Annotated in this window: 12 protein-coding genes; 5 read left to right on the forward strand and 7 right to left on the reverse strand. The window is 69.8% G+C overall.

Features of this window, described 5'->3' with window-relative positions:
- Positions 1-7: 7 nt before the first annotated feature.
- From ABZT02_RS25155 to ABZT02_RS25175, 5 genes are all read right to left on the reverse strand, one after another.
- Positions 8-985, reverse strand: a complete 978-nt coding sequence (locus ABZT02_RS25155) for an ABC transporter permease (protein ID WP_356020900.1) — start codon at positions 983-985, stop codon at positions 8-10.
- Positions 986-1,083: 98 nt separating this feature from the next.
- Positions 1,084-2,889, reverse strand: a complete 1,806-nt coding sequence (locus ABZT02_RS25160; RefSeq protein ID WP_356020903.1) for an ABC transporter substrate-binding protein — start codon at positions 2,887-2,889, stop codon at positions 1,084-1,086.
- Positions 2,890-2,988: 99 nt separating this feature from the next.
- On the reverse strand, positions 2,989-4,008 hold the full coding sequence (locus ABZT02_RS25165; RefSeq protein ID WP_356020905.1) for an ABC transporter permease: 1,020 nt from the start codon (positions 4,006-4,008) through the stop codon (positions 2,989-2,991).
- A 372-nt stretch (positions 4,009-4,380) separates the two neighbouring features.
- Positions 4,381-6,288: a translational GTPase TypA gene (gene typA, locus ABZT02_RS25170; protein WP_356020907.1), complete on the reverse strand. Its 1,908-nt coding sequence runs from the start codon at positions 6,286-6,288 to the stop codon at positions 4,381-4,383.
- A 129-nt stretch (positions 6,289-6,417) separates the two neighbouring features.
- Entirely contained in the window at positions 6,418-8,658 is a 2,241-nt protein-coding gene (locus tag ABZT02_RS25175; protein WP_356020910.1) for an ABC transporter family substrate-binding protein, read from the reverse strand.
- A gap of 299 nt (positions 8,659-8,957) precedes the next feature.
- On the opposite strand from ABZT02_RS25175, the gene ABZT02_RS25180 reads away from it, so the two are divergent.
- The 4 genes from ABZT02_RS25180 to ABZT02_RS25195 are packed head-to-tail and all read left to right on the forward strand — an operon-like array spanning position 8,958 to position 12,805.
- Positions 8,958-9,248: a hypothetical protein gene (locus tag ABZT02_RS25180; RefSeq protein WP_355743401.1), complete on the forward strand. Its 291-nt coding sequence runs from the start codon at positions 8,958-8,960 to the stop codon at positions 9,246-9,248.
- A 19-nt stretch (positions 9,249-9,267) separates the two neighbouring features.
- Positions 9,268-10,104 (forward strand): hypothetical protein, encoded by an 837-nt coding sequence (locus ABZT02_RS25185; RefSeq protein ID WP_356020912.1) that lies wholly within the window; start codon positions 9,268-9,270, stop codon positions 10,102-10,104.
- Positions 10,104-12,038, forward strand: coding sequence for a fumarate reductase/succinate dehydrogenase flavoprotein subunit (locus ABZT02_RS25190; RefSeq protein ID WP_356020915.1), 1,935 nt, complete (start codon positions 10,104-10,106; stop codon positions 12,036-12,038). The genes ABZT02_RS25185 and ABZT02_RS25190 overlap by 1 nt, the downstream gene beginning before the upstream one ends.
- Positions 12,035-12,805, forward strand: a complete 771-nt coding sequence (locus ABZT02_RS25195) for a succinate dehydrogenase/fumarate reductase iron-sulfur subunit (RefSeq protein WP_356020917.1) — start codon at positions 12,035-12,037, stop codon at positions 12,803-12,805. Before ABZT02_RS25190 ends, ABZT02_RS25195 begins: the two co-directional genes overlap by 4 nt.
- Positions 12,806-13,019: 214 nt before the next feature.
- On the opposite strand, the gene ABZT02_RS25200 is transcribed toward ABZT02_RS25195, so the two are convergent.
- Positions 13,020-14,096, reverse strand: coding sequence for a hypothetical protein (locus ABZT02_RS25200; RefSeq protein WP_356020920.1), 1,077 nt, complete (start codon positions 14,094-14,096; stop codon positions 13,020-13,022).
- A gap of 80 nt (positions 14,097-14,176) precedes the next feature.
- Here ABZT02_RS25200 and ABZT02_RS25205 point away from each other — a divergent pair, with 80 nt between their 5' ends.
- Positions 14,177-15,559, forward strand: a complete 1,383-nt coding sequence (locus ABZT02_RS25205; RefSeq protein WP_356020922.1) for a hypothetical protein — start codon at positions 14,177-14,179, stop codon at positions 15,557-15,559.
- Here the strand turns inward: ABZT02_RS25205 and ABZT02_RS25210 are convergent.
- Positions 15,556-18,183, reverse strand: coding sequence for a SpoIIE family protein phosphatase (locus tag ABZT02_RS25210; RefSeq protein ID WP_356020925.1), 2,628 nt, complete (start codon positions 18,181-18,183; stop codon positions 15,556-15,558). The two genes, ABZT02_RS25205 and ABZT02_RS25210, sit on opposite strands and share 4 nt — an antisense overlap.
- Positions 18,184-18,371 lie beyond the last annotated feature (188 nt).

An 18,371-nucleotide genomic window follows, 5' to 3' on the forward strand; every position in this document is an offset into this window, starting at 1 on the left:
GTTCTTCCTAGGAGAGACGGACGCGCGGGTCGATGAGGGCGTACGCGATGTCGGTCAGGATGTTGACGATCAGGATGAAGAAGGCACCGAACAGCATGACGCCCATGGTGAGCGGCAGGTCCTTGTGGACCGCGCCGTCCACGGCCAGGCGGCCGATCCCCTGGAGGGAGAAGGTCAGCTCGGTGACGACGGCGCCGCCGAGCATGGCGCTGATGTCGATGCCGAGGACGGTGACGATCGGGATCATCGAGCCGCGCCAGGCGTAGCGGAAGAACACGTACTTCTGCGACATGCCCTTGGCGCGGGCGGTGCGGACGTGTTCCTCGGCGAGCTGCTCGATCATCGAGGAGCGCGCCATACGCGTGTACTGCGCGGTGAAGATGGTGGCCATCACCAGCACCGGCAGCAGCATGCCGGTGAACCACTTCCAGGGGTCCTCGGTGATCGGGTGGTACGCGGGGTTGTCCATCCAGCCGGTGCTGTACACGAAGATCAGCAGGACGATCGGCCCGAGCACGTAGATCTGGAACGAACTGAGCACCATGGACACACCGGTGGCGACCTTGTCGACCAGGGTGCCGCGCCGGTAGGCGGCGATCATGCCGGCTCCGACACCGACGATGACGAAGACGACGGCACCTCCCGCGGTGAGCGTGAGGGTGGTCGGGAAGCGGTCCATGATCGTCGACCAGACCATGTCGCCCGAGTAGAACGACTGGCCGAGACAGGGCGCGCTGCAGTGTCCGGCCGGGTAGTCACGGCCCATCACGATGCCGGACATGAAGTCCCAGAACTGCTGGTGGATCGGCAGGTTGAGACCGAGTGCCTGGCGGATGTCCTCCAGTCTCGCGGGCGAGCAGTCCTTGCCACAGGCCAGGGAGGCGTAGTCGGAGGGCGCGGCGACGAACAGGAAGAACGTGGCGGCGCCGATGAGGAAGAGGGTGACCAGGGCACCGACTGTGCGCCGGAGGATGAACTGAAACATGGCGGGAGGGCTGCTCTCTGCGGAGACGGTGGGAGGTTTCACGGAGGTGCGGGGGTGCGCTCCGCCTGGTGCGCACCCCCGCGATCAGCCGTAGAGAGTTACGACTTCACGAACAGGCGGTTGATGTCGATGAGGCTGGACACCGAGCCGTAGCGGGCGCCGCCGATGTTCGACCCGGAGAGCTGGAACTGCTTGGTGTACCAGAGCGGGGCAGCCGGAACGACCTTCTCCAGCAGGTAGTGCTGGGCTTCCTTCCAGGTCTTGGCGGCCGCGGTCGGGTCCTCGGAGAGGGCCTTCTTGATCAGGCCGTCGACCGTGGCGTCCTTGACGTGGGAGTAGTTCGGCGAACCGTCGGAGACCTGGGTGCCGTCGTAGATGGGCGTGATGACCGTGCCCGCCGACGGCCAGTCCTGGCCCCAGCCCGAGATGTACATGTCGTACGGGTTGTTGAGCTTGCCGATCTGCTCGTAGTAGCTCGCGCCGTCGACTTCCTTGGCCACGACGTCGAAGCCGACCTTGGTCAGGGCGTCCTCGATGGCGACCTTGCGCTTCTGGCCGGCCTCGGTGTTGGCGTAGGCGAAGACGACCTTCTTCTCGGCGGCCGGGACCGTCTTGAGGATCTCCTTGGCCTTCGCGATGTTGCCCTGCGGCATCTTCAGACGGCCGTAGGGGTCGTAGGTCGCCTCGTAGCCCGGCAGGGTCGGGGCGAAGTAGTTCGGGGCCACGTCGCCGCCATAGGCACCGCCCTCACCGGCGATGAGCGACTTGGAGTTGACCGCGTAGGTGATGGCCTGACGGACCTTCAGGTCCTTCATACGGGTCAGGTTGAAGGTCAGCTGCATGACGTAGGGCTGGTAGCCCTTGACCGTCCGCTTGCTGACGGCCGCGTTGCCGATGACGTCCTGGATCTGCGTGGCCTCGACGCCGCCGGTGAGCTGGATGGCGCTCTTGTCCGCGCCCTGGTCGGCGATCAGACGCTTGGTCTGGGTCGACTCGGTGATGCCGAACTGGAAGTCGAAACCGTTCGGGTACTGGTGGCGGACGGAGTCGGTCTTCGGGTCCCAGTTCGTGTTCTTCGCGAGCACGAGCTCCTTGCCGACCTTGTTCGAGACGATCTTGTACGGGCCGGTGGCGACCGGGGCCTTGTCGTAGTTCTCCTTCGTGTCCGTCTTCTCCGGGACGACGGCGTAGCCGGCCATGGCCAGCGTCTGCGGCAGGTCCGGGCGAGCCTGGTCGAAGTGGAACACGACGGTCTTGTCGTCCGGGGTGTCCAGGACGGAGGCCGGCAGGTGCTTGCCGTCGAAGCCGCCGCCCGGCAGGAGCTTGCGGTAGTCGGAGGCGTACTTGCTGCCGGCGAGCCAGGTCTGGAGGTAGGGCGGGCCGTCGAAGATGAACTTCGCGAACTGTCGCTCGACGGTGTGGCGGACGTCGGCGGACGTGATGGCCGCGCCCTTCTCGTCCTTGATGCCGTCCTTCAGCGTGAAGGTCCAGGTCTTGCCCCCGTCCGAGGACTTGCCCGAGTCGGTCGCGAGGTCACCGACGACCGTGACGCCGCCCTTGCCGTCCTCCTTGAACTGGGTCAGGCGACGGAAGAGCAGGTTGGCGACCTGACCGGCGTCGGAGACGTAGATCTGGCCCGGGTCCAGGTGCGAGAGACCCGCCTCCTGGTACACGTTGATCGTGCCGCCGGCCTTGGCGCCCGGGATGTCCTCGGCAGGACCCGTCGACCCCGCGGCGTCGGCGTAGGTGACCGCCTTCGACTGGACCGAGGCTTCGCTCTGGTCCTTCTTCGAGTCGGTACCGGAGTCGCCGCCCTCGTTCTTGGAGCAGGCCGTGAGAGCCAGGGAACCGGCTGCGAGGGCGACGATTACGGCGCGCGCTCTGCGCGAGCTGATGGGCTTCATGAGGCGAATACCTACCTGTCGGTTGTTATCCATGAGTACTGCCTGACGCGGCTGGTAGGCCGACGCGGGGGCGGCAGCCACCCCCCACCAATGGACGAGTTAGCGCCCGGACTTGGGGTCGAAAGCGTCCCGGACCGAGTCTCCGAGGAGGTTGAAGGCCAGAACGAAGATCACCAGCGCCAGGCCGGGGAAGAAGAGGAACGCCGGGTCCTGCTCGGTGTAGTTGGCAGCGGCGGCGAACAGTCGTCCCCAGTCCGGAGTCGGCTCGACGAACCCGACTCCGGCGAAGGAAAGGAAGGCGATGGTGAGGATGGTGCTGGGCAGCTGGTACGTGAACTGCACCAGGATCGGCGTCACCACGTTCGGCAGGATCTCCTTGCGGACGATCCGCCAGGGGGAGGCGCCGGAGACCTTGGCGGCCTCGACGAACTCCCGCTCACGCAGGGACAGCACGGTGGAACGAACCAGCCGCGCCATACCCATCCAGCCCAGCAGCCACAGCACGATCAGCATCGCCAGTGCGCGGAAGTACGTGGGGGTCTCCTCCCGCGGGTCGACGAAGAACGCGGTGACCACGGGCATGAAGGCGATGAAGAACAGCTGCTGGGGGAAGGACAGGAAGAAGTCGGTGACCCGGCCGATCCAGTAGTCGGTACGGCCACCGAAGTAGCCGCCGATCAGACCGATGATCACGCCCGTGACCATCAGCAGGACGGTCACACCGAGCGCCATGAACAGCGACGTCCGCATGCCGTACACGAGCATGGCGAACAGGTCACGGCCCAACTGCGGCTCCACACCGAACCAGTGGTCTCCCGAGACGCCGCCGAAGTAGCCGAGCGGAAGCCCGAACTGGTCCAGGATCGGCTTGTCCGCGTAGGTCGGGTCCTGCCCGTACAGCGTGTACGGGTCGGTTCCGCTCAGCTTGACCAGCAGCGGCGCGAGCAGCGAGACCACGAAGTAAGAAATCACTACCACGGCACAGATGACCCCGGTACGGTCACGCTTGAAGCGCTGCCACATCAACTGGCCGGGAGAGCGACCCTCGAGCTTCTGCTCGGCCTTGACAGGCTCGGCGTTCGACTCGAGCTCGGGGTCCAAGGCGACTGGACTGGTCATGTGTGTACTTCCCCCGGGGGGTTGGAGAGTTGAGCGCAGCACAGATACCGGCAGGTTCTGTGGTTTGGGGGAACTTTCGCCAAAGTGTTCAACGCGCGTCAAGGGCGGAAGACATAGGGATCTCCCTACCGGCGATATTTTGAGGAAAAATTGCAAAGATTGACACCTGGTCGCGCTTGACACGTGAGCGGACAGACCGTCAAAACGGACATACCGCAATGGATTTCGGTTCACATGTCCGAAACACGATCGGGTCCTTACCGATATCCGGACGCTGTCTCATAGATCGCGGACAGGCTTTCGTGGGCACACCGAAGGCCCGGTTCCCCGAGTGGCGGAGAACCGGGCTACCGACTGTCGCCGGCGGTTCGGTCAGCCGTGCTTGGCGCGGCTCGCGGCGCGGGCGCGCTCGCGGGCGTCCAGGTTGACCTTACGGATGCGCACCGCTTCCGGGGTCACCTCGACGCACTCGTCGTCGCGGCAGAACTCCAGGGACTGCTCCAGGGAGAGCTTGCGCGGCGGGACGATCGCCTCGAACGAGTCGGCCGAGGACGACCGCATGTTCGTGAGCTTCTTCTCCTTGGTGATGTTCACGTCCATGTCGTCGGCGCGCGAGTTCTCACCGACGATCATGCCCTCGTAGACCTCGGTGCCCGGGTCCACGAACAGCACGCCGCGCTCCTGGAGGTTCGTCATCGCGAAGGCGGTGACGGCACCGGAGCGGTCGGCGACCAGCGAGCCGTTGTTACGGGTCTGCAGGGTGCCGAACCAGGGCTCGAAGCCCTCGTGGATGGAGTGGCCGATGCCGGTGCCGCGGGTCTGGGTCAGGAACTCCGTGCGGAAGCCGATCAGACCGCGGGAGGGCACCACGAACTCCATGCGCACCCAGCCGGAGCCGTGGTTCGACATGTTGTCCATACGGCCCTTGCGGACGCCCATGAGCTGCGTGACCGCGCCCATGTGCTCCTCGGGCACGTCGATGGTCATGCGCTCGACGGGCTCGTACACCTTGCCGTCGACTTCCTTGGTGACCACCTGCGGCTTGCCGATGGTCAGTTCGAAGCCTTCCCGGCGCATGGTCTCGACCAGGATGGCGAGCGCGAGCTCGCCCCGGCCCTGGACCTCCCAGGCGTCGGGGCGCTCGGTGTCCAGGACGCGCAGCGAGACGTTACCGATCAGCTCGCGGTCCAGACGGTCCTTGACCTGACGGGCGGTCACCTTGCGGTCCTTGACGGCCGCCTTCGCGTCGGCGCCCTTGCCGGTGCCGCCGCGGCCGACCAGCGGCGAGGTGTTCGTCCCGATGGTCATGGAGATCGCGGGCTCGTCGACCGTGATCAGCGGGAGCGGGATCGGGTTCTCGGGGTCGGCGAGGGTCTCGCCGATCATGATGTCGGGGATACCGGCGACCGCGCAGATGTCACCCGGGCCGGCCTTCTCGGCGGGCTTGCGGGTGAGCGCCTCGGTCATCAGCAGCTCGGTGATCCGCACGTTGGACATCGTGCCGTCGCGCTTGATCCACGTGACGGTCTGGCCCTTGCGCAGCTCGCCCTGCTCGACGCGGAGCAGCGCGATACGGCCGAGGAAGTTGTCGGCGTCCAGGTTGGTGACGTGCGCCTGGAGCGGGGCCGCCTCGTCGTACTCGGGAGCCGGGACGTGCGAGAGGATCGTGGAGAAGAACGGCTCCAGGCTGTCGCTGTCGGCCGGGACGGTGCCGTCCTCCGGCTTGGTCAGCGAGGCCACACCGTCACGCGCGCAGGCGTAGACGATGGGGAACTCGATCTGGTCCTCGTCGGCGTCGAGGTCGAGGAAGAGGTCGTACGCCTCGTTGACGACCTCGTCGATGCGCGAGTCGGGGCGGTCCGTCTTGTTGATGCAGAGGATGACGGGCAGCCGGGCCTGCAGCGCCTTGCGCAGCACGAAGCGGGTCTGGGGCAGCGGGCCCTCGGACGCGTCGACGAGCAGCACCACCGCGTCCACCATCGACAGACCACGCTCGACCTCGCCGCCGAAGTCGGCGTGGCCCGGGGTGTCGATGATGTTGATGGTGACGACCTCGCCGCCATCCTTCGGGTGGTACTTCACGGCCGTGTTCTTGGCCAGGATCGTGATGCCCTTCTCACGCTCCAGGTCGTTCGAGTCCATCATGCGGTCGTCGAGCGATTCGGCGGCGTGCGCGGCGAAGGCACCGGCCTGCTTCAGCATGGCGTCGACGAGGGTCGTCTTGCCGTGGTCGACGTGGGCGACGATGGCGACGTTGCGGATGTCGTGGCGCGTGGCCATATTGCGGCGTACTCCCAGAGTGGTGAGAAGGCCCTGCTGCGTACGTCCGTGTGACGCGGGCCTGCCGGGCTTGACACGCCACGGCCTCACCCCATCGTACGTTGCCTCATGGGTGGCGGCTCGCCGGGCTCAGTTGGCGGAGGGGCCGGACAACGGCTTCGCGCCCTTTTTCAGGAAGCCCATGTCCTCGTAGACCGGCGTCTGGAATCCGAAGGAACCGGCGTTCACCACGTTCTTCTTCGCGGCCGTCAGCTGTGGCCGTTGGTACAGCGGGATGGATCCGGCGGCGGCCCAGATCCGGGCGTCGGCCTTGCGGATCAGGCTCCGGCTCTTCCCCTCGTCGAGCGTGGCGAGGGCCTGGTCGAACAGCTGGTCCACCTGGTCAGTGCCGACCCTGGTGTAGTTCTGCTCGACGTTCAGCGACCCGTCCGCGGCCGGCACCGGCTTCGCGAAGATCGGGCGGGCGTCGGTGGCGGGGAAGGCGGACGCCGGCCAGGAGTACAGCGCGAGGTCGTACTGCCCGGACGCGATGTGGTCCTTGAAGTAGCTCTCGTCGGAGACCTTGGAGATCGCGGTCCGGATGCCGACCTTCTCCAGCATCGAGGAGATCCGCCCGGCCACTGTGCGCAACGTCTCGGACCCCGGCCCCGACGGGAGCACGAACCGCAGGGCGAGCGCCTTGCCGTTCTTGGCCAGCACCTTCGTCGCCGCGTCCGCGGGAGCCGCGGTGCCCTTGGGGGCGTACGCCCCGGGCGCGCCGCCCTGCTTCAGCTTGTTCGTGTACTGCTTGCCGTCCTGGGCGAGATGCCGCGGGCCGTCCGCGCCCTTGCGGTGGTCCTTGGGGTCCTTGTCGTCACTCTTGTCGTCCTCGCCGACGATGTACGCCCCATCGTCCCCGTCCCGGTCCCCGTCCGCGGAGTCCCGTCCGGCCTTCTTGCCTTCGGTCCCCGCCGCCTTCCCGCCCTTCTTCTTCTTCTCTTTCTCGACCGGCCCGCCGGCCACCCACCCGGCGTCCGCGAGCAGCGCCCGGGCCTCCTTGGTGTCCGGCCCGCCGATGGCGCCGCTGTTGTCGGCGTAGGCGTCCTGGCCGGAGAGCGCGAGGTGACTGCCGACCGGCACGGCGGGCAGTCCGAGCGGCGAGAGGACGACGCCGGCCAGCGCCTTGCGGTCGATGGCGCGGGCCACGGCCCGACGCACCCGCTCGTCGGCGAGCGGCCCCGAGGCACCGTTGAGGGCGAGCTGGGTGTAGGCGGGCTCCAGGGACCTGCGGACCTCGAAGCCCTTGAGGGCCGCCTGCTCACGCGCGTACGCGGCGAGCGCCTTGCGCTCCTTCTGCCGGGCGCTGATCTCCTCGTCGGCGGCCTCCTCGTCGTCCCCGTGGGCGACGGCCCAGGCGCGCAGCGCGTCGGCGGCTCCCAGGTTGCCGCCGGAGCGGCGGTCGGGAAGTCCGCCCGGGCCCGCGAGCGGGCTGCGGCCGGCCTTGGCTCCCGCGCGGGCGGCGAGGCCGATGCGGCCGAGCGCCTCGGGGTCGATCTCGGCGAGCTCGATCGTGCCGGCGGCCAGCGCGGTGACCCGCTTGTCGCGCGGTACGGCGCGCAGCACGATCTCGTTCAGCTTGGCGGGGTGGCCCCACCAGCGCGGATTGCGGGTGAGGGTGACCTCGTCCTCCTTGCGGTCGACCTTCTTCACCTGGAAGGGACCGGCGGTGACCTTGAGCTTCTTGCGGGCGGAGTCGTTGAAGGCGTCCGGGCTGCCCATGACGTCCTTCGGGTACAGCGGCGAGAACAGCGAGCGCCAGTCGGCGTACGGCCGCGCGAAGGTGACCCGGACCTCCAGGTCGTTGGCCCCGCGCTCGATCTTGTCGATGCGCTCGTAGCCGGCGTTGCGGGCGGTCCAGTACGCGGAGTCCTTGCCGGACAGGGCGCGCCACTGGGCGGCGAAGTCGGCGGCGCCGATCTCCCGGCCGTCGCTCCACACGGCCTGCTGGTTCAGCTTGTACAGCACGACCTGCTTGGGCTCGGTCTCGACGACCTTGGCCGACTCCAGGTAGTCGGGGTTGATCTGCGGCCGCCCGTTCGCGTCGAGCCGGTACATCGAGGGCAGGACCGCCTGGGCGACGGTCGTGGTGGTCGCGTCCGCGTCCGCCTGGAAGGTGTTCAGGGTCTCCGGTACGGCGTCCACCGCCCAGTGCAGGGTGCCGCCGTCGGTGACCTGGTCGCGGGCGGCGGGCGCGATGTCCTGCTCCGCGAGCGGCTTGCTCGCCTTGTCCTCGGAACTGCACCCGGAGAGCGCGGTCACCGCGAGCGCGCCCGCGGTGAGGAAACCGACCGAGCGCGTGACCGCGCGCAGTGCGACGCCGTTGTGGGACATCTCTGCTTACCTCCGGGAGCCGCGGGCGTTATGATCACTTTTGGCGGTATATGGAGCTGATCACATCTATTGCGGCCACTGAAGAGGAAAGGGTTCGGCAACGGACGGCGACACGGCGACAACGACCGGGAAGCCCACCCGTGCGGCGCAATCGACGGCGCACGAGGGGCGCGCACGGAGGCACACGATCCGCCAATCCATGCACGTCCCTTCACACCGGCAGGTGTGACGCGCAACACTCGCAGGCGCATGACCGTTCCCGTCCAGGGCAACCCCGCCCACGGAAGTGAGGTCACGTCATGTCCGTGCACGACGAACTGGCAGCGGCCCAGCGCTCGCTCGACGAGGTGCTCAGGTACGTCAAGCGCCTGGAGCAGCAGCTGGGCAGCGGAGGTCTGGAGATGCGCCGCGTCCGCATCGACGCGGACCGGCTCCGCGAGAGCCTCGCGCTGCTGAGGGAGACCGATCCGGCGCTCGCCAAGGCCCGCCGCCCGGATCTCGTCTCCATCTCCGACACCCCGTACGACAACACCCTGTGGACGGACTCGGACGACGAGGGACTCGGCGCCCGCGACCGCCGAGCCCCCTGAACCCGACCGGAGTCAAGCGTTGGCCACTGGTACGGAACCTCCCGACACCGAATCCCATAGCGTCCGCGGCGGCGTACGCACCGGTACGCGCGCCGCGATCGACGCTCCGCACCTGCGCACCGACCGCTGGTGGCTGGCACCCGCGGCCACGGCCGCGGGGCTGCTCGCCTTCATCGTGTACTCCACCTGGCGGGCGTTCGCCGACACGGACTACTACGCGGCCCCGTATGTCTCGCCGTTCTACTCGCCGTGCCTCGCCGAGCGCTGCGCGCCCATGCGCCACGGCCCCAACTGGGAGCTCTTCGGCGGCTGGTGGGGCATCTCCCCCGCGATCATCATCCTGATCTTCCCGCTCGGCTTCCGCCTGACCTGCTACTACTACCGCAAGGCCTACTACCGGGGCTTCTGGGCGTCCCCGCCGGCCTGCGCGGTGGCCGAGCCGCACAAGAAGTACACCGGTGAGACCCGCTTCCCGCTGATCCTGCAGAACATCCACCGGTACTTCTTCTACGCCGCGATCCTGGTCGCCGGGATCCTGACCTACGACACCGTGCTCGCGTTCCGCAACGAGAAGTACGAGTGGGGCCACATGGGCCTCGGCACCCTGGTGTTCCTGGTCAACATCGCGCTGATCTGGGCGTACACCCTCTCCTGCCACTCCTGCCGGCACATCGTCGGCGGCAAGCTGAAGCACTTCTCCAAACACCCCGCGCGCTACCGGGCCTGGCAGTTCGTGGGCAAGCTCAACGCCCGGCACATGCAGCTGGCCTGGGCGTCGCTGGTGAGCGTGGCACTCGCCGACTTCTACGTGTTCCTGGTCGCCTCCGGCGCTTTCGACGATCCGAGGTTTTTCTGATGTCCGTGGTCGACCGGCAGGAGTGGGACGTCGTCGTGGTGGGCGCCGGGGGTGCCGGTCTCCGTGCCGCCATCGAGGCCCGCGAGCGCGGTGCCCGTACCGCCGTGATCTGCAAGTCGCTGTTCGGCAAGGCGCACACGGTGATGGCCGAGGGCGGCATCGCGGCCAGCATGGGCAACGCCAACTCGAACGACAACTGGCAGGTCCACTTCCGCGACACCATGCGCGGCGGGAAGTTCCTCAACCAGTGGCGGATGGCCGAGCTGCACGCCCAGGAGGCCCCGGACCGGGTCTGGGAGCTGGAGACCTGGGGCGCCCTGTTCGACCGTACGAAGGACGGCCGGATCTCGCAGCGCAACTTCGGCGGCCACGAGTATCCGCGCCTCGCCCACGTCGGCGACCGCACGGGCCTCGAACTGATCCGCACGCTCCAGCAGAAGATCGTCTCCCTGCAGCAGGAGGACCACCGCGAGACCGGCGCGTACGAGTCCCGCCTGAAGGTCTACCAGGAGTGCACGGTCACCCGGATCCTCAAGGACGGCTCCCGCGTCTCCGGTGTCTTCGCCTACGACCGTGAGACCGGCCGTTTCTTCGTCCTCGAGGCCCCGGCCGTCGTGATCGCGACCGGTGGCATCGGCAAGTCCTTCAAGGTGACGTCGAACTCGTGGGAGTACACCGGCGACGGCCACGCGCTGGCGCTGCTCGCCGGCGCGCCCCTGCTGAACATGGAGTTCGTGCAGTTCCATCCGACCGGCATGGTCTGGCCGCCGTCGGTGAAGGGCATCCTCGTCACCGAGTCGGTCCGTGGCGACGGCGGGGTGCTCAGGAACTCCGAGGGCAAGCGGTTCATGTTCGAGTACATCCCCGACGTCTTCAAGGAGAAGTACGCCCAGTCGGAGGAGGAGGGCGACCGCTGGTACGAGGACCCGAACAACAACCGGCGTCCCCCGGAGCTGCTCCCCCGCGACGAGGTGGCCAGGGCGATCAACTCCGAGGTGAAGGCGGGCCGCGGCTCCCCGCACGGCGGGGTCTTCCTGGACGTGTCGACACGCATGCCCGCCGAGGTCATCCGCCGCCGGCTCCCCTCGATGTACCACCAGTTCAAGGAGCTGGCCGACGTCGACATCACGGCCGAGCCGATGGAGGTCGGCCCCACCTGTCACTACGTGATGGGCGGTATCGCGGTCGAGTCGGACACGGCAGCCGCGCGCGGGGTGCCGGGCCTGTTCGCGGCCGGTGAGGTCGCGGGCGGCATGCACGGCTCGAACCGGCTGGGCGGCAACTCGCTCTCCGACCTCCTGGTGTTCGGGCGCCGGGCGGGCTGGCACGCGGCGGAGTACGCGACCGGGCTCGCGGCGGCCCGTCCGCCGGTGGACGAGACCCAGGTCGACGCGGCGGCGGCCGAGGCACTGCGGCCGTTCTCGGCGGAGGGCACCGAGCCCGCCGTAGGGCCTCCGGAGAACCCCTACACCCTTCACCAGGAACTCCAGCAGGCGATGAACGACCTGGTCGGCATCATCCGCCGCGAAGGCGAGATGGAGCAGGCCCTGGAGAAGCTCGCGGATCTTCGGGTACGGGCCCGGCGGGCCGGGGTCGAGGGGCACCGGCAGTTCAACCCGGGCTGGCACCTCGCGCTGGACCTCAGGAACATGCTGCTGGTCAGCGAGTGTGTGGCGCGGGCCGCGCTGGAGCGGACCGAGTCGCGCGGCGGCCACACCCGCGAGGACCATCCGGCGATGGACCGTGAGTGGCGCCGGATCAACCTGCTGTGCCGACTGACCGACCCGACGGGCGGATTGGCGGCCACGGACCCGGTCCGGGGCCAGATCGATCTCACCCGCGAGACCACCGACCCCATCCGCGCCGACCTGCTCGCCCTCTTCGACAAGGAGGAGCTGGTCAAGTACCTCGCCGAAGAGGAGCTGTACGAATGAGCGGCTACACGGCCCACTTCAAGGTGTGGCGGGGCGATGTGAAGGGCGGCGACCTCGAGGACTTCAAGGTCGAGGTCAACGACGGCGAGGTGGTGCTGGACATCATCCACCGCCTCCAGGCCACCCAGGCGCCCGATCTCGCCGTCCGCTGGAACTGCAAGGCGGGCAAGTGCGGTTCGTGCTCGGCGGAGATCAACGGGCGGCCCCGGCTGATGTGCATGACCCGCATGTCGGTGTTCACCCCGGAGGAGACGATCACCGTCACTCCGCTGCGGGCCTTCCCCGTCGTCCGTGACCTGGTCACGAACGTCGGCTTCAACTACCAGAAGGCGCGCGAGGTCCCGGCGTTCGTGCCGCCGTCCGGTGTCGGCCTCGGCGAGTACCGGATGATGCAGGAGGACGTGGACCGCTCGCAGGAGTTCCGCAAGTGCATCGAGTGCTTCCTGTGCCAGGACACCTGCCATGTGGTCCGCGACCACGAGGAGAACAAGACCGCCTTCGCGGGGCCGCGGTTCCTCATGCGGGTGGCCGAGCTGGACATGCACCCGCTGGACGCGGCCGAGGACACCGGCCTGGACCGCAAGAAGACGGCCCAGGACGAGCACGGTCTCGGCTACTGCAACATCACCAAGTGCTGCACGGAAGTGTGCCCCGAGGGCATCAAGATCACGGACAACGCGCTGATCCCCCTGAAGGAACGGGCCGTCGACCGCAAGTACGACCCGCTGGTGTGGCTGGGCTCGAAGATCAGGAGGAGGTCTTCCTAGCCCTGGCCGGCTTCATGGCCCGCCGCTGGACGTACAGCCCGGCGGCGAACACGGCCAAACCGTTGGTGATCGCGGCCAGGGAGCGCGCCGGCGAAGGCGGGCAGATCGGCGCCTCGGTCCCGTCAACGCCCTCAGGGGCGCGGGGAACTGCGCGACCAGCCACGACGGAGCCGCAGGACGCGAGACGGCACGTGGCGGCACTCCCGGCGGGGCTCTACCGCGCCCAGTCCCTCTCGTACGCCGTCCAGTCCGCTTCCGTCGCCGCGAAGTCGACGTACAGTGCCACGCCGAAGTTCGCGCGGGTCGCGTCCGTGCGGGAGAGGCCGAGGCGGACGCCCCGGACGGCCGCGGGGACGGTCTCGGCGTGGGCCCAGTGGTCGAAGTTGTTCTCCCGGTAGAAGGGCAGGCCCATCAGCAGGTCGGTGGAGTCGGGGGTCACCTCCAGGGCCAGTGCGGTCTGCTGGGCCACATAGCCGCCGTACAGGCTCTGCAACGGCGTGCTCGTGTCGTACGACATCACCGCGATCTGGTCGACCCGGCGCGCGACCTGGCCGAAGTAGGCCTGGGACCACCACTTGGGGTGTCCGGCGAGCGTCCCGGCGACGGAGTGCAGCGCGGGGAGGGGGTCGATCTGGTGGGCGGCGACCGAGAGGGGGACGCCATGGGCGCGGGTGACCCGGTGGAGGGCGTCGAGGAGGTCGAGGTAGTGCTCGTCGCCGGAGTGCAGGGGCTCCAGGTCGAAGTGGGCTCCGTCGAATCCGGCGGCGAGGATCTGCCGGGTGGACCGGACGACGGCGGCGCGGGTGTCCTTCTCGGCGAGGCGCATGCCGTCCGGGCTCTCGGTGGCGAGCTTGTCGCCCAGCCAGGCCTGGACGCGGATGCCAGGGGCCGCCTTGTGCACGGCCCCGATCAGCCACCGCGCCTTCGGGTATGCCGACCCGGGCAGCGTCCCGTCGTCTTCCAGGGGCCCCGCGTGGACGTACAGGTCCCGGATCCCGGTGTCCCGCAGGCGCCGGGCCAGGGCGGTGACGTCGGCGTCGGTCTTGCGGCCGTCCACCCAGGCGTGACCGAGCCAGATCGCGTCCTTGCCGCGGGTGCGGGTGCCGTCGGCGGGGTCTCCGGCGTAGTTGAGGCGGAGGGCGGCGGCGACGGTCAGGAGGGGAAGGAGGACGACGATCGCGAGCCCGAGGAGGGCCCGGCGGATCCAGCGGCGGCGTCTCGGCTTCGGCGCCCGTGCCTCCTTCGCCGCCTCACCGTCCCCGTCGGCCTGTAGGTCCTGCGCCTGTGACATCCGCTCCCCCGTCCGCTCCCGTACCCCCACCCGTCCCGCCCCGCTCGCGCCCCCGCATTCAGGCCCATACGCTCCGAAACGTGACGCCATCCTTGATACGGGGCCGACCGCGGCGCGGCCGCTCGCACATATCCGTGCGGGTGGCGCATGCCCTGCTGGGTGTGGTGGTCGGGGTCGTGTGGCTGGTGTTGCCGTGGATGACGATCAACGACGACGCTCCGGTTGCAGGCGCCCGGGTCAGCGCCGCCGCCCCGGCCGAGGACGAGTCCTCCGGCACCGACCTCGTCCTGCCGGTGGCCGCCCTCGCCGTGGTGGTGGTCCTGGCCGCCTACGGCTCCGTCCGCCGGATCCGCCGCGCCCGCAGCCGTACGACACCGGCGGCCGCCGGCACGACCCACGTCGGCGCGTACCCCTCCCCCGCGGCCGCGCCCCCGCTCGCCGGCCTCGACGACCGCTCCCGGGCCGCGCTGGTCGACGCCGACAACCGTCTCCGCGCCTTCCGCGAGGAACTCGTCTTCGCCGAGGCCGGGTCGGGCCCCGGGGCGATGGCCCCCTTCGCCGGGGCGGCCGAGGCGGCGGAGGCCGAGCTGGCGGCCGCGTGCGCGATACGGCGGCGCTACGAGGAGGGCGTACCGGAGGAGGCGGCCGCCCTGGCCGGTGTCGTGGGCCGCTGCGAGGAGGCCGAGCGGCGGCTGACCGGCGCGGCGGAGAGCCTGGGCGCCCTGCGGGGGCTGGACCGCGACCCCGCTACGGCCCTGGCCTCGGCCGAGACCCGGTTCCGTGAGCTGACCGCCCGCACGGCCGAGGCGGGGAACACGCTCACGCACGACTCCGTCACCGGGTATGTCGAGCTGGCCAAGGACCACCTGGTCACCGCCACCGTCCACCTCAACCGGACCCACCAGGCCACCGCCTCCGGCCGGCCGGACGAGGCGGCCCAGCACCTGCGCGCGGCGGAGACCGCGATCGCCCGGGCGGACGTACTGGTGACGGCCGTGACCCGGCTGCGCTCGGCGCTCACCGAGGCCGCCCGGCTGATCCCGTCGGCCCTCACGGGCGCGGAGGCGGAGCTGGCCCCCTTCCGCGACGGCACCGCGCACGAGGGTGAGACCCACGCCCGTCTCCTGCACGCCGACGCGGTCCTGGCCGCCGTACGACAGGAGACGACGTCCGGGCAGCCGTACGACCCGCTGGGTGTCCTGCGCCGGATCGTGCACGCGGCCGCGCCGCTCGCGACCGGCCGGTCCGGGGTGCTCGCGGTGGCCGCGCTGCTGGTCGCCCGGGAGTCCGTGGCCGCGGCGGACGACTACGTCACCGTCCACCGCGAGGCGGTCGGTGCCGCGCCCCGTGTCCTGCTGGCGGAGGCGCGGCTGACCGACGATCTCCCGCGGGCGGACGTCCTGGCCCGCGAGGCGCGTGAGCTCGCCGAACGGGACGTACGCCTGCGCGGGCACCCCGCCTAGAAGAGGCTCAGCAGTGCCTCCGCCGGGTCCACCATGCCGTTCTCCCCGTCCGGCAGCGGCAGTTCGAACCACACCGTCTTGCCGCGCGGGGTGCGCCGGGAGCCCCAGGCGGCGCTGAGGAGGCCGACCAGTTGCAGGCCGCGGCCGCCCTCGTCGGTGTCGCGGGCGCGGCGGCGGCGCGGCTGGACGAGGCCGGAGTCCCAGACCTCGCAGACCAGGGTGCGGTCCAGCAGGAGCCGTAGCCGTATGTCGCCCTCGCCGTACCGCAGGGCGTTGGTGACCAGTTCGCTGACCAGGAGTTCCGTGGTGTCGACCAGCGGTTCCAGATCCCAGCTGAGCAGCTGGCCGCGGGCGTACTCGCGGGCCCGGCCCACGCTGCGCGGCTCGCGCGGCAGCGTCCAGTCGCCGACGGAGCCGGCGGGCAGGCCCTGGACCCGGGCCATCAGCAGCGCGATGTCGTCCTCACCGTGGTGGGTGTCGAGGGTGTTGAGGACGTGGTCGCAGACGTCCTCCAGCGGGGCGGAGGGGTCGGTGAGCGCTCCTACGAACGCCTGGAGACCTTCGTCGAGGGGGTGATCGCGGCTTTCGACCAGTCCATCCGTGTAGAGCGCGAGCAGGGCGCCTTCGGGTAGTTCGACCTCGACCTCCTCGAAGGGCTCGCCGCCGACGCCGAGCGGCATGCCGGGCGGCACGTCGAGCATCAGCGCGTCCTCGCCGGGCTCCACCAGGACGGGCGGCAGATGGCCGGCGTTGGCGAAGGTGCAGCGGCGGGTCACCGAGTCGTAGACGGCGTAGACACAGGTCGCCAGGTACACCTCGGACAGGTCCGCCTCACGGGGGCGGCGGGCCGCGCGGGTGGCCTGCTGGACCCCGCCGGGGGCGCCGAGACCGCGGGCGATCTCGTCCAACGCGGAGAGCACTTCGGCCGGTTCGAGGTCGAGGAGGGCCAGGGTGCGCACCGCCGAACGGAGTTCACCCATCGCCACGGCCGCCCGCAGGCCACGGCCCATCACATCGCCGACCACCAACGCCGTACGGTGACCCGGCAGTTCGATGACGTCGAACCAGTCGCCGCCGACCTCGCTGGGGCGGTCCGCGGAGGAGTTGCCGGGCAGATAGCGGCAGGCGATGTCCAGACCGGAGGCGACCGGGTCGCCGGGCGGCAGCAGGGACCGCTGCAGCATCAGCGCCCGCTCGTGCTCCCGCCGGTACAGGCGCGCGTTGTCGATACAGACCGCGGCCCGGGCCGCCAGCTCCACCGCGAGATCCCGGTCCCGGTCCCCGAACGGCTCGCTGCCCTTCGTCCGGGAGAACTGCGCGAGTCCTACGACGGTGTCGTGGGCGACCATCGGCACCGCGAGCGTGGACTGCACGAGGCCGCCCTCCTCGGCCGGGATGTACTGCGGGCGGGCGGTGCGCAGGGCGTCCGCGCAGGGCGAGTTGAAGGGGTAGTGGTGGACCGCGCCGACCGAGACGGGGGCGCCGGAGCCGGCGAAGGGGGCGTCGGAGACCGCGCTGGCGAAGGCGACCCGGCGCAGTTCGGCGCTGCCGTCGGCGAGCCCCGGCGGGGTCTCGTCGCCGGCCAGCAGGCCCTGGTAGAGGTCGACGGTGGCCAGGTCGCAGAAGCCGGGGACGACGACGTCGAGGAGTTCGCGGGCCGTGGTCTCCAGGTCGAGCGAGTTGCCTATGCGGGCGCCCGCCTCGTTCAGGAGGGCGAGGTTGCGTCGGGCGGCGGCGGCCTCACGCGCGGCGGCGCGGCGGGCGGTGATGTCGGTTCCCAGCCAGGCGATGCCGATGGGCCGGCCGGACCCGCTGCGCACCCGGTACAGGTTGATGGACCAGTGGCGGCGCTCGTCGGAGCCCGGCAGAAAGCCCGTGACATGCATGTCGGTGATGGAGTCGCCGGTCTCCAGGACCCGGCGCAGGGTCGCGGTGACCCGCTCGGCCTCGGGGCGCGGCAGATAGTCGTGGACGCCCCTGCCGCGGTGATCGTCCGGGCTGCCCCCGAAGAGGGAGGCGAACCGGTAGTTGACGCGTCGAACCCGCAGGTCGGGGTCGATCAGCACGAACCCGAAAGGAGATTGACCGAAAATCGCCTGCGAGGCGGCGAGATCGGTCTCGATGCTGCGCAGCGTGCGCACGTCGACGACGATGCAGACCGCGGCCTGCTCGCCCTCCTCGGTCCGCGTCGGCATCACGTAGACCTCGGCGAGGCCCTCGCGGCCACTCTCGCCGTCGGCCGCCGACGGGGGCACACGGAAGGGGACCACTCCGGTCCACTCGCGGCCGTCCAGGATCTCCGCCATCTTGCGCTGGCCCTGCGCGCGCAGGTCCGGGTCGATGAAGGCGTCGATGGGGTCCATGCCGACGGCGTGCTCGGCGGAGATACCGAAGAGCTGCTCGGCGCGCAGGCTCCACTGCTCGACCAGGCCGTCGGGGCCTATGGAGAAGGACGCGACCTTGATGTAGTCGTAGATCGAGCCGGGCGGGCTGCTCTGCCACATGGCGTCACCGGACGGCCCGTCACCGTGACGGACATGCGCCATGGCGGCAGCAGCGGCCTCCGCCCTCGCGCCGTCCGACGGGTCCTTCGACTCCGTGGCCTTCGCTGGTATCTCGCTCACGCGAACCGTCCCCTCCAGCTCACCGCGTCCGGTACCGGTCACCGGGGGCGGCTGCCCGCAGTATCCAGCACTACGGCGCCGCACAACACGGTGTTCACGATCACAGCACGATCCCGACGGTTTTCGGTCCGGGCTGCGACAACACTTCCAGTCTTCTAACCAGCGGACACGGCGTCGAATCACGTCTG

The organism is Streptomyces sp. NPDC005402, assembly GCF_040606575.1.
Lineage (GTDB): Bacteria > Actinomycetota > Actinomycetes > Streptomycetales > Streptomycetaceae > Streptomyces.